Raw genomic sequence first — 11,800 nt, forward strand, 5'->3', positions numbered from 1 at the left:
CGGCTTCGGGATGCGGCCGCAAGTCGCGCAGGCAGGCTGCGTACGCGCTGCGGTGGGCTCCCGGAGAATCGTCGCCCCGTACATCGCCGGGACTCCGCTGGTGCGGAGTGCTGGGATCGGGACGCGGCGCACCGAGCCCCGGAGGGCACCTGGTGCAGCAATGAGGTTAACACTACCGACCCCCTCAGACATTCCCCAGCCTTGCGCTTGCCAATCGTGTCCGGACGGTCCGGCCCGGACGGCGTGCTCAGACGTCGAGCGGGAGCACCGCGGCGCCGGTCCGGTCGAGTTCCAGCCGGTGCGCGGCGAACACCGGGCCGCCGGAGCCGTGGTCGCCGGCGAAGCCCAGGACCTTCTGCACCCCGGCCTCGTCGGTGAGCGCGAGCACGGTCGGGCCGGCGCCGGAGATCACCGCGGGCACGCCCTCGGCGCGCAGCCCGGCCACCAGAGCGGCGCTGTCCGGCATCGCGGAGGCCCGGTAGTCCTGGTGGATCCGGTCCTCGGTGGCGGTCAGCAGCAGGTCCGGCCGGCGGGTCAGCGCCTCGACCAGCAGCGCGGAGCGGCCGGCGTTGGCGGCGGCGTCGGCCAGCGGGACGGTCCTGGGCAGCAGGCCGCGGGCGGTCTCGGTGAGCACCTCGGTCGCCGGGACGAACACCACCGGGACGACCTCGGCGGCCGGCTCCAGGGCGATCGCCCGGGCGGTGTCCTCCTCGGTCCACGCCACGGTGAAGTTGCCCCGCAGGCAGGCCGCCACGTTGTCCGGGTGGCCCTCCAGCTCGGACGCGAGGGCCAGCAGGGCGTCGTCGTCCAGGGCGGACGGTCCGCCGATGGTGACGGCCCGGGCGGCGACGATGCCGGCGCAGATCGCGGCGGACGAGGAGCCCAGGCCGCGGCCGTGCGGTATCCGGTTGGCGCAGACCACTTCGAGGCCGCGCGGCTGGCCGCCGAGGCGGTCGAAGGCGGCGCGCATCGAGCGGACCAGCAGGTGGCGCTCGTCCCGCGGAAGGGTGTCGGCCCCCTCGCCGGCGATGTCGACGGAGAGCCCGGAGTCGGCGACCCGGACGACCACGTCGTCGTACAGACCCAGTGCGAGTCCGAAGGCGTCGAAACCCGGGCCGAGGTTGGCACTGGTCGCGGGAACCCGGACCCGGACGGCGGCGGCACGGAACGCAGGACCGGCCATGCGGTGGACTCTCCTGGGGAAATCGGGCGGCGCGAAGCGCGTCGGTGCGAGGGTGGGGGGGGGGCCGCGGGCCCCGGCCGGGGCGGACGGTCACAGTCGATGGTGCGGCCCCCGACGGGGCCGGACCCGGGGCATGTGCCACACGGCCGGACCCAGAGTATCGAAGAGAGGTTCCACAGCGGTACACCCCGTGGGCCTTCGGTCTGGTGTGTTGCCGCTTCTGGCCGGAATGCATGCGGGAATCGGATCGGAAAGCGCCGGTGAATTGACACAAAAGTGTCAGTCAAGAACGTAAACCGGGCCGACCCCCGAAAGGGTCGGCCCGGTGGGGGGACGGGCCCCCGGGTCGGGTGGGGCTAGTCGAGCAGGCCCAGGCGCTGCGCGGCGGCCTCGGGGTCGATCGGGACGATCTGCGGCTGCGGCGCGCCGGCCACCGCCCAGTCGGGGTCCTTGAGGCCGTTGCCGGTCACGGTGCAGACGATCCGCTGGCCCGGGTCGACCAGGCCGGCCTCCGCCTTGGCCAGCAGGCCGGCCACCGAGGCGGCCGAGGCGGGCTCCACGAAGACGCCCTCCTGGGAGGCCAACAGGCGGTACGCGGAAAGGATCTGACGGTCGGTGACCTTGTCGATCAGGCCACCCGACTCGTCCCGCGCGGCGAGCGCGAAGTCCCAGGAGGCCGGGTTGCCGATCCGGATCGCGGTGGCGATGGTCTGCGGCTTGAGCACCGGGGCGCCGTCCACGATCGGGGCCGAGCCGGAGGCCTGGAAGCCCCACATCCGCGGGGTGCGGGCGGCCAGGCCGTCCGCCGCGTACTCGCGGTAGCCCTTCCAGTACGCGGTGATGTTGCCCGCGTTGCCGACCGGCAGCACGTGGATGTCCGGTGCGTCGCCGAGCATGTCGACGATCTCGAAGGCGGCGGTCTTCTGGCCCTCGATGCGGACCGGGTTCACCGAGTTGACCAGCGCCACCGGGTACTTCTCGGACAGTTCACGCGCAAGGGTGAGGCAGTCGTCGAAGTTCCCGTCCACCTGGAGGATCTTCGCGCCGTGCACCAGCGCCTGGCCCATCTTGCCGAGGGCGATCTTGCCCTGCGGGACGAGCACCGCCGACACCATCCCGGCCCGCACCGCGTAGGCCGCGGCGGAGGCCGAGGTGTTGCCGGTGGAGGCGCAGATGACGGCCTGGGCGCCGTCCTCCTTCGCCTTGGAGATGGCCATCGTCATGCCGCGGTCCTTGAAGGACCCGGTCGGGTTGGCGCCCTCGACCTTGAGGTAGACCTCGCAGCCGGTGCGCTCGGAGAGCACCTGGGCGGGGACCAGCGGGGTGCCGCCCTCCAGCAGGGTGACCACCGGGGTCGCCGCGCTGACCGGCAGACGGTCCCGGTACTCCTCGATCAGGCCACGCCATTGGTGGGTGTGGGTGCCACGGGCGGCGTTCTCGGCAACGCTGCTCATCATCTGTTCCTATTCCCCTTCGACCCGCATGATGCTGGCCACGTCGCGCACGCTGTCGAGTGCGCGGAGCTTGTCCACCGTCGCCGACAGCGCGGCGTCGGTGGCGCGGTGGGTGACCACGACGAGCGAGGCGTCGCCGTCGCGGCCCTGCTGGCGCACGGTGTCGATGGAGACGCCGTGCTCGGCGAAGACGGAGGCGACCTGCGCGAGCACGCCCGCGCGGTCGTCGACGTCCAGGCTGACGTGGTAGCGGGTGACGACCTCGTCCATCGGCTTGGCCGGCAGCCTGGTGTACACCGAGTCGCCGGGGCCGGTGGCACCGGCGAGCTTGTTGCGGCAGACCGCGACGAGGTCGCCGAGCACCGCGGAGGCGGTCGGCGCGCCGCCCGCCCCCGGGCCGTAGAACATCAGCCGGCCGGCCGCCTCGGCCTCCACGAACACCGCGTTGTACGCCTCGCGGACCGAGGCCAGCGGGTGCGACAGCGGGATCATCGCCGGGTGGACGCGCGCGGTGACCGACTCGCCGTCGGCGGCCCGCTCGCAGATCGCCAGCAGCTTGACCACGCAGCCCATCGCCTTGGCGGAGGCGATGTCGGCGGCGGTGACCTCGGTGAGGCCCTCGCGGTAGACGTCCGCCGCGGTCACCTTGGTGTGGAAGGCGATGCCGGCCAGGATCGCGGCCTTGGCGGCGGCGTCGAAGCCCTCCACGTCGGCGGTCGGGTCGGCCTCGGCGTAACCGAGCGCGGTGGCCTCCTCCAGCGCCTCCGAGTACCCGGCGCCGGTGGTGTCCATCTTGTCGAGGATGAAGTTGGTGGTGCCGTTGACGATGCCGAGCACCCGGTTGACCCGGTCGCCGGCCAGCGACTCGCGCAGCGGGCGCAGCAGCGGGATCGCGCCGGCCACCGCGGCCTCGTAGTAGAGGTCCACGCCTGCCTCGGCCGCCGCCGCGTGCAGCTCGGTGCCGTCCTTGGCGAGCAGCGCCTTGTTGGCGCTGACCACCGAGGCGCCCTGCTCGAACGCCGACAGGATGAGGTGTTTGGACGGCTCGATGCCGCCCACGACCTCGATCACCACGTCGATGTCGCCCCGGTTCACCAGGGCCTCGGCGTCGGTGGTCAGCAGGTGCTCGGGCACCCCCGGGCGGGGGCGGCCGGCCCGGCGGACCGCGATGCCGGCGAGCTCGACCGGCGCGCCGATGCGCGCGGCGAGGTCGGCGGCGTCTGTCGTCATGATGCGCGCCACCTCGGAGCCCACCACACCACAGCCCAGCAACGCCACCTTCAGCGGCCGCGTACGCATCATCCGACTCCGCTCATTCATCGTGCTTCGGTCGTTCCGGCGGGTTTTTCGGGGGCCCGCCGGACTTTCGGTTCCTACCAGTCTCCGGGACTTTCCGTACGGATCTACGGTCGTTCCATGATCTGAGACAAGGATTTCGTCATCCGATATCGAGACGCAGGAGATCCTCCTCCGTCTCGCGCCGGACGATCACCCGGGCCGCGCCGTCACGGACGGCGAGCACGGGGGGCTTGAGGGCGTGGTTGTAGTTGCTCGCCATGGAGCGGCAGTAGGCGCCGGTGGCGGGCACCGCGATGAGGTCGCCCGGGGCGAGGTCGGCCGGCAGGAAGGCGTCCCGGACGACGATGTCGCCGGACTCGCAGTGCTTGCCGACCACCCGCACCAGCATCGGGGCGGCGTCGCTGGTGCGCGACACCAGGGCCACCGAGTACTCGGCGTCGTACAGCGCGGTGCGGATGTTGTCGGACATCCCGCCGTCCACGCTGACGTAGGTGCGCAGGCCCTCCAGCGGCTTGACGGTGCCCACCTCGTACAGGGTGAACGCGGTCGGGCCGACGATCGCCCGGCCCGGCTCCACGCTCAGCCGGGGGGCGGTCAGGTTCGCGGCGGCGCACTCGCGGCGCACGATGTCGGCCAGCGCGGCGGCGATCTCGGCCGGCTCGCGCGGGTCGTCCTCGCTGGTGTAGGCGATGCCGAGGCCGCCGCCGAGGTCGATCTCGGGCAGTTCGACGCCGTGCTCGTCGCGGATCGACGCCAGCAGGCCGACCACCCGGCGGGCGGCCACCTCGAAGCCGGCGGTGTCGAAGATCTGCGAGCCGATGTGCGAGTGGATGCCGCGCAGTTCCAGGCTCGCGCCGTGCGCCAGCACCCGGCGGACCGCCTCGGCGGCCGCTCCCCCGGTCAGTGAGAGGCCGAACTTCTGGTCCTCGTGCGCGGTGGCGATGAACTCGTGGGTGTGCGCCTCGACGCCGACGGTGATCCGGATCAGCACCGGCTGGCGCACGCCCTGTCGGCCGGCGATCGCCGCGAGCCGCTCGATCTCCTCGTAGGAGTCGACCACGATGTGTCCGACCCCGGACTTCACCGCGTGTTCGAGCTCGTCCACCGACTTGTTGTTGCCGTGCAGCGCGATCCGCTCCGGCGGCATCCCGGCGGCCAGTGCCACGGCCAGCTCGCCCGGGCTGCACACGTCCAGGTTGAGCCCCTCCTCGTGCAGCCAGCGCACGACGGCCTTGGAGAGGAAGGCCTTGCCCGCGTAGAAGACGTCGGCGTCCGTGCCGAAGGCCTCGCGCCAGGCGCGCGCCCGGGCCCGGAAGTCGGCCTCGTCCATGACGTACACCGGGGTGCCGAACTCGGCGGCCAGCCGCTTCACGCCGACGCCGCCGACGGTGACCACGCCCTCGGCGTCACGGGCGACGGTCCGCGACCAGACCTTGGGGTCGAGCGCGTTCAGGTCGCTCGGCGGCGCCTGGTAGTGGCCTTCGGGCAGCACGTCGCCGTGCCGGGGACCTGCGGGGTGTGCGGAGCGAGACATGTCGTTGGTTTCCTCGACCTATGGCGAGGGGCGGCGACGGTCCCCGTTGACCGTCCGCCGCCCCCGCTGTGCACATGGGGGTGGTGCCTACATCCGCTCGGGCGCCGAGACGCCCAGCAGCGTCAGGCCGTTCGCGATGACCGTGCGTGTCGCGTCGGCCAGCCAGAGCCGGGCGTGCGTGAGGTCGGTGGCCTCGTCGTCGCCCTTCGGCAGGATCTGGCAGTTGTCGTAGAAGCGGTGGTACTTGCCCGCCAGCTCCTCCAGGTAGCGCGCGACCCGGTGCGGCTCGCGCAGCTCGCCGGCCGTCGCCAGGACGCGCGGGAACTCGCCGAGCTGGCCGAGCAGGTCGGACTCCCACTCGGTGGCGAGCAGTTCGGGTTTGAAATCGGCGGACCGGGTGATGCCCAGCTCGCCCGCCTTGCGCTGGACCGAGCACATCCGGGCGTGCGCGTACTGGACGTAGAAGACCGGGTTCTCGTTGGTCTGGCTGGTCAGCACGTTGATGTCGAGGGTGATGGTGGAGTCGGTGGAGGACCGCGCCAGGGTGTAGCGGGCCGCGTCCACGCCGATCCACTCGACGACGTCGTCGATCGTGATGATGTTGCCGGCCCGCTTGGACATGCGGACCTCCTCGCCGTCGCGCAGCATCTTCACGAACTGGCCGATCCGGACCTCGATGTTGCGGTCCATGTCGTCGCCCGCGCAGGCGGCGATGGCCTTGAGGCGGTTGACGTAGCCGTGGTGGTCCGCGCCCAGCATGTAGACGGAGACCTCGGCGCCGCGGTCGCGCTTGGAGAGGTAGTAGGCGGCGTCGGCGGCGAAGTAGGTGGTGTCGCCGTCGGCCTTGACCAGGACGCGGTCCTTGTCGTCGCCGAAGTCGGTGGTGCGCAGCCAGATGGCGCCGTCCTGCTCGAAGACGTGACCCTGCTCGCGCAGCCGCTCGATGGACTCGCCGACGGCGCCCGAGTCGTGCAGCGACTTCTCCGAGAACCAGACGTCGAAGTGGGTGCCGAACTCGTCCATGGAGCGCTTGATCTCGGCGACCATGAGCTTGAGGCCCTCGGTGCGGAAGACCTGGAGCTGCTCGTCCTCGGACTTCTCCAGCAGGCCGGGGACGGCCCCGGTGATCGCCTTGGCGATGTCGACGATGTACTCGCCGACGTAGCCGCCCTCCGGCACCTCGCGGCCGTTCGCGGCGGCCTGGAGCGAGGCGGCGAACTTGGTGATCTGCACGCCGGCGTCGTTGAGGTAGTACTCGGTGGTGACGTCGGCGCCGGAGGCGCGCAGCACCCGGGCCAGCGAGTCGCCGACGGCGGCCCAGCGGACGCCGCCGATGTGGATCGGGCCGGTCGGGTTGGCGGAGACGAACTCCAGGTTGATCCGCAGGCCCTTGAGCGCCTCGTTGCGGCCGTAGCCCGCGCCCGCCTCGACGATGGTGCGGGCCAGCTCGCCCTGGGTGGCGGTGTCCAGGGTGATGTTCAGGAAGCCCGGTCCGGCGATGTCGACCTCGGCGACGCCGGTGATCCCTCGCAGGCGGTCGGCCAGCACCTCGGCAACGGCTCGCGGCGGCCGGCCGGCCGCCTTGGCGAGCTGGAGGGCCACGTTGGTCGCGTAGTCGCCGTGGTCCCTGTTCTTGGGCCGCTCGACCGTCACGTGCTCGGGCACGGCGACGGCCAGCTCGCCCGCCTCGACGGCGGCGCTCACTGCGGCCTGGACTGCCTGGGAAAGCTCTGCGGGGGTCACGACGCCAAGCGTAGGCGAGAGGGGGAGGGCACCCGCCACTCGGTTTGGCGGTTGAGACGCCGGACACCGTCGCTCAGCCTCGATCGCCCCGATCTGTTCGCTGAGGGCGAAATCCGCCGACGGGGCCGTCGTCCTGGTCCCGGCCGAGTTCCGCCAGCCGCCGCACCAGTGCCACCAGGTCCGCCGGGTCGAAGGGCTTGCCCAGGTAGCCGTCCACCCCGACCGACTCCCCCAGGTCCAGGTCGGCCGGCGTGCAGGCGCTCACGATCGCGATCGGCAGCAGCCGCGTCCCCGGCGCCGCCCGCAGCCGGGCCGCCGTCCGCAGGCCGTCCAGCCGCGGCATCATCACGTCCAGCGTCACCACGTCGGGCTTCACCCGGCGGACCACCTCCAGGCACTCGGCACCGTCGGCGGCGGTCACCACCTCGAAGCCCTCCAGCTCCAGGTTGACCCTGATCAGCTGGCGGATCACCTCGCTGTCGTCCACCACGAGGACCCGCCCGGACACTCCCGACACCTCACCGAGGGTATCGGCGGCCCCGCCGCCCCGTCCGGCCTTTCCGCACTTCCACCGGCCCGCCCGCCCGGCCCCGCGGAAACCCGTGCACGGAGCACGCCCCGGGCCTGGTAGTGTTCTCCACGTCGAAGCGAACGCGACGACAACACCGAGCAAGCCCCCGTAGCTCAGGGGATAGAGCACCGCCCTCCGGAGGCGGGTGCGTAGGTTCGAATCCTACCGGGGGCACTTCGCAAGAAGTGCCGAAGAGGCCCAGGCCAGTGGCGAGTTGCCACCGGACTGGGCCTGATTCGTTTTCCGGCCCCCGCCGGTGGCGCGCCAACCGGCGCCCGGGGCGGCGGAGTTGCCCCGGGCGCCGGGGCGTCAGCCGGCGACGGGGGCGGGCGCGGCGAAGGTCTCGGCGGGCCCGAAGTCGCTGAAGGCCAGCTTCAGCACGTCCTTCCGGCCGTCGACGACCATCGTCTGCTCGACCCGGCGGGTGCGGCCCCGGGCGTCGATCCACTGGTCGAGGTCGATGCCCGTGACGCCCGACGCGGCCAGCATGCGGTGGGCCGCCGGGAGGGGCCCGGCGAGCTGGTCCACCCCGAGGTGGCCGGCGAGGTGGTAGGCCGGCACGCCGTCCGTGCTCTCCATCCCCTTGCGGGCGGACGCGCCCTGGGCGAGCAGCAGCTTGGCGTAGCCGCTGTAGTCGAAGTCCGAGACCTCGGCGCTCCGCGGGGTCCTCAGCCAGGTGCCGGCGTCGTCGTGCCCCCGCACGTACTCCGCGTCCACGGTGGTGACGGTCTCCCGGACGCCTCCGTCCTCGTCCTTGAACTCGTAGCGGCCGGTGAACACGGTGTTGAGGTTGAACCGCGCCGTGATGGCGGACGCGTCCCAGGCATGGGTCGCCCTCACGGTGACCGCGTACGGCTCCTTGCCTCCCTCCGCCACGGCCTGCGCCGGGTCGAAGGCGCCCGCCGCGGCGGACCCGCCGTCCCCCCGGCAGCCGGCGAGCAGGGCGAGGACGGTGGCGGTGACGGCGAGAACGGCGGTGCGGCGCACGGTGGAAGGGCTCCCGAGACATCGTGGACGATCTTTGCGCGGAGAGCGTCCCACAGGAGCGGCCGGTGATCGAACCGGATTTCGAGCGGGCGGGGCGGTCAGGACGCGGCGGCGACGGCCTCGGCGTAGAGGTCCGCGACGGTGTGGCCGAAGGCGGCGCTGTAGGAGGTGTCGTCGGTGTCGCCGCCCTCCTGGTAGCCGCCGATGGCGCCGATGACGTGGCCGGTGGCGGTGGAGATCCAGGGCCCGCCGCTGGTGCCGCCCGGGTAGTCGGGGCAGTCGACGACGCGTTGCAGGTCGCTCCGGCTGTCGGTGGTGTTGGTGCACAGCAGGGGCCGCTCGGCGCCGGCGGGGTAGCCGTAGAGTCGGACGGCGGTGCCGGACGGCTCGTCGGTGCCCAGCGCGTTGCCGCCGACCACGTCCTCGATCCGGCGGCCGGTGGCGTCGGCGGCGGTCTCCAGGACGGCGAAGTCCTCGTCCTGGTCACCGTCCTGGGACCAGCCGTCGGTGGTGTGCACGGCGGTGACCCGCCAGGTGCCGTACGGGGCCCGGCCGTCGCGGTAGCCGGGGGCGAAGGTGACGGTGTCGCGGTCGGTGTCGGGGGCGTCGACGCAGTGGGCGGCGGTGAGCAGCAGGTTGCCGGTGGGGCTGTGCAGCACGCTGGCGGTGCAGAAGTGGTTGCCGGCCCGCACGTCGCCGTTGAACAGGGCGCCGACGGTGGCCGCCTCGGAGGTGGCCGGGGCGGTGGCGGTGGTGCCCGGCGGGTCGCTCGGGGTGGGGGTCGGGGTGGGGGTCGGAGCAGGTGCCGGGGCGGCGGACGCCGTGGCCGTCGGGATCTCCGGGGAGGCCACGGCGGTGGCCCTGGGCGTCACGCTGTGGGTGCCGACCACCACGGCCGCCACGGTGACCGCGGAGAGGGTGGTGGTGATCAGCGTCGGGGCCAGGAGGCGGCGTCGGCGGGTGCGGCGGCGGTGCTGGCCCATGCCTGGTCGGCTCCTGCCCTGGTCGGCGGCGGTACGGGAACCGACTATGGCGCCCCGGGCTGGGAGGGTCGTGATGCGCCGCTGGGAACGCGATGAGAATTCAGCCGGTCGCCCCGGCCGCCCCGCCGCCAGTGCTCGGCCGGCGCGGCGGGGGTGCTGTAGGCGGTGCGGGTGCCCGCGGTGGTGCAGGCGCGCCGGCCACCGAGCCGGCCCGGGCGCAGTCGAGCGGCGGGCGGCCCCGGAACCGGGCGGCGGCGAGGAGTCAGGCAGGCGCCGCGAGTGGACTGCGAAGGGTTTCAGCAAACTTCACTGAGCCTGCTGCCGCTGGTGGGCCGGGGTCTGGGCCCCGGTCTGCGGCGCCTGCGCGCCGGCTCCGGCCTCCGCCCCGCCGGCGGCGTCACCGGTGGCCTCGGCGGCCTCCCCCGGCGCCGGCCGGTGGTCGATCATCACGAACGCGATCAGCGCGGCCAGCAGCAGGACGCCCATCGCCACCCAGGTGGCGACCACGTAGCCGTGCACCGCGCCCTGGGCCTGGACGGCGGGGTCCCCGGCGCCGGCGATCCGGGCGGCCAGCCAGCTCGCGGTGGCGCTGGCCGCGATGGTGTTCAGCAGCGCCGTGCCGAAGGAGCCGCCGACCTGCTGGGCCGAGTTGATGGTCGCCGAGGCCGCGCCCGCCTCGTTCGGCGCGACGCCGAGGGTGGCCAGGCTCATCGACGGCATGAAGACCAGGCCCATGCCGAGGCCGAGCAGCAGTTCCGCGGGCAGCACGACGCCGGCCCAGGAGCTGCCCACCTGCATCTGGGTCAGCCAGGCCATGCCCGCGGCGGCCAACAGCAGCCCCGGCCCGATGAGGTTGCGGGACCGGACGCGGGTCATCAGCCGGGCCGCGATGGCCGTCGAACTGATGACGATGGCGGCCGTCATCGGCAGGAAGGAGACGCCGGACATGACCGGCGAGAAGCCCTTGATCACCTGGAGGTAGTAGGTCAGGAACAGGAACAGGCCGAACATGCCGACCATCGCCAGGCCGACCGAGAGGGCGCCGCCGCCCCGGTTCCGTTCGGCGACGATGTGCAGCGGCAGCAGGGCGTGCGCGGTCCGCTTCTCGACCAGGACGAACGCCACCAGCAGCAGCACGCCGAACAGCAGCGAGCCCAGCACCAGCCAGTCGCCCCAGCCCCGGGTGACCGCCTCGGACATGCCGAACACGATGGCGAGCAGGCCGCCACAGCCGAGCAGCGCGCCGGGCAGGTCCAGCCTGACCCGGGTGCCCTTGCCGATGTGGTCGCGCTCCAGCACGGAGAACGCCGCGAAGGCGGTCACCACCGCGATCGGGGTGTTGACGAACAGGCACCAGCGCCAGTTGAGGTACTCGGTCAGCAGGCCGCCGGTGATCAGGCCGATCGCGGCGCCGCCGCCGGCGATCGCGCCGAAGATGCCGAAGGCGGTGCTCCGCTCCTTGGGATCGGAGAAGGTCGTGGAGAGCAGGCCCAGCGCGGAGGGGGCGAGCAGCGCGCCGAAGGCGCCTTGCAGGGCGCGGGCGCCGAACAGCATCGCCGACCCGGTCGCGGCGCCGCCGATCGCCGAGGCGAGGGCGAAGCCGAGCAGGCCGACGATGAAGACGCGCTTGCGGCCGAAGAGGTCCCCGAGCCGGCCGCCGAGCAGCAGCAGTCCGCCGAAGGCCAGCGTGTAGGCGGTGATCACCCACTGCCGGTCGGCGTCCGAGATGCCGAGGTCCTTCTGTGCCGACGGGAGGGCGATGTTCACGATGGTGATGTCGAGGACGATCATCAACTGGGCGATGGCGATGACCGCCAGGGCCCACCAGCGGCGGGACTCCGCCGCCGCACGACCATGGGGGGCTTGGGCTTGGGCAGACACTGGGAGAGCCTTTCCGGAGGGGTGCGGAGAGGTCACGCAGTCGCCTTCCAGCCAAACGCGCGGGGTGGCGAATGGCAAGGAAAATCTGTACAAATCGGTTGGATCAGGACCAAGGAACCAGAGCACGTGGGACCACGGCACGAGGCCCCCGGGACCGTCCCCGGG

The 11,800-nt window shown here is 72.8% G+C and carries 9 protein-coding genes and 1 tRNA gene; 1 reads left to right on the forward strand and 9 read right to left on the reverse strand.

Features of this window, described 5'->3' with window-relative positions:
- Positions 1 to 247 precede the first annotated feature (247 nt).
- The 6 genes from thrB to ACFU74_RS07660 all read right to left on the reverse strand — a co-directional run bounded on the left by thrB (position 248) and on the right by ACFU74_RS07660 (position 7,721).
- Positions 248 to 1,183 carry a homoserine kinase gene (gene thrB, locus ACFU74_RS07635; protein WP_380753306.1) on the reverse strand — a complete coding sequence of 312 codons (936 nt, stop codon included), beginning with the start codon at positions 1,181 to 1,183 and terminating at the stop codon, positions 248 to 250.
- 356 nt (positions 1,184 to 1,539) lie between these two features.
- Positions 1,540 to 2,637 (reverse strand): threonine synthase, encoded by a 1,098-nt coding sequence (gene thrC, locus ACFU74_RS07640; RefSeq protein ID WP_380753309.1) that lies wholly within the window; start codon positions 2,635 to 2,637, stop codon positions 1,540 to 1,542.
- 9 nt (positions 2,638 to 2,646) lie between these two features.
- The gene (locus tag ACFU74_RS07645; RefSeq protein ID WP_380753312.1) at positions 2,647 to 3,939 is read right to left on the reverse strand and encodes a homoserine dehydrogenase; all 1,293 of its coding nucleotides are present in this window, start codon (positions 3,937 to 3,939) and stop codon (positions 2,647 to 2,649) included.
- Positions 3,940 to 4,075: 136 nt separating this feature from the next.
- Positions 4,076 to 5,470 carry a diaminopimelate decarboxylase gene (lysA, locus tag ACFU74_RS07650; protein WP_380753315.1) on the reverse strand — a complete coding sequence of 465 codons (1,395 nt, stop codon included), beginning with the start codon at positions 5,468 to 5,470 and terminating at the stop codon, positions 4,076 to 4,078.
- An 87-nt stretch (positions 5,471 to 5,557) separates the two neighbouring features.
- Positions 5,558 to 7,213, reverse strand: a complete 1,656-nt coding sequence (argS, locus tag ACFU74_RS07655) for an arginine--tRNA ligase (protein ID WP_380753318.1) — start codon at positions 7,211 to 7,213, stop codon at positions 5,558 to 5,560.
- A gap of 73 nt (positions 7,214 to 7,286) precedes the next feature.
- Positions 7,287 to 7,721: a PleD family two-component system response regulator gene (locus tag ACFU74_RS07660; RefSeq protein WP_380753338.1), complete on the reverse strand. Its 435-nt coding sequence runs from the start codon at positions 7,719 to 7,721 to the stop codon at positions 7,287 to 7,289.
- Between the two features lie 165 nt (positions 7,722 to 7,886).
- Between ACFU74_RS07660 and ACFU74_RS07665 the strand changes: the two genes are divergently transcribed.
- Positions 7,887 to 7,958 (forward strand) — tRNA-Arg (locus ACFU74_RS07665).
- Positions 7,959 to 8,093: 135 nt separating this feature from the next.
- Here the strand turns inward: ACFU74_RS07665 and ACFU74_RS07670 are convergent.
- The 3 genes from ACFU74_RS07670 to ACFU74_RS07680 all read right to left on the reverse strand — a co-directional run bounded on the left by ACFU74_RS07670 (position 8,094) and on the right by ACFU74_RS07680 (position 11,635).
- Complete coding sequence (locus ACFU74_RS07670; protein ID WP_380753321.1) at positions 8,094 to 8,771, reverse strand: hypothetical protein; 678 nt, start codon at positions 8,769 to 8,771, stop codon at positions 8,094 to 8,096.
- A 98-nt stretch (positions 8,772 to 8,869) separates the two neighbouring features.
- A complete protein-coding gene (locus ACFU74_RS07675) occupies positions 8,870 to 9,754 on the reverse strand; it encodes a trypsin-like serine peptidase (protein ID WP_380753324.1) in 885 nt (294 codons plus the stop codon).
- A gap of 306 nt (positions 9,755 to 10,060) precedes the next feature.
- Entirely contained in the window at positions 10,061 to 11,635 is a 1,575-nt protein-coding gene (locus ACFU74_RS07680; RefSeq protein WP_380753327.1) for an MFS transporter, read from the reverse strand.
- Positions 11,636 to 11,800 lie beyond the last annotated feature (165 nt).

Source organism: Kitasatospora sp. NPDC057500 (assembly GCF_042802195.1).
In the GTDB taxonomy this organism is placed as follows: domain Bacteria; phylum Actinomycetota; class Actinomycetes; order Streptomycetales; family Streptomycetaceae; genus Kitasatospora.

Bases quoted from the DNA above. Each gene is read 5' to 3' on its own strand.
- thrB (WP_380753306.1), bottom strand. From the start codon at position 1,183: ATGGCCGGTCCTGCGTTCCGTGCCGCCGCCGTCCGGGTCCGGGTTCCC.
- thrC (WP_380753309.1), bottom strand. From the start codon at position 2,637: ATGAGCAGCGTTGCCGAGAACGCCGCCCGTGGCACCCACACCCACCAA.
- ACFU74_RS07645 (WP_380753312.1), bottom strand. From the start codon at position 3,939: ATGATGCGTACGCGGCCGCTGAAGGTGGCGTTGCTGGGCTGTGGTGTG.
- lysA (WP_380753315.1), bottom strand. From the start codon at position 5,470: ATGTCTCGCTCCGCACACCCCGCAGGTCCCCGGCACGGCGACGTGCTG.
- ACFU74_RS07675 (WP_380753324.1), bottom strand. From the start codon at position 9,754: ATGGGCCAGCACCGCCGCCGCACCCGCCGACGCCGCCTCCTGGCCCCG.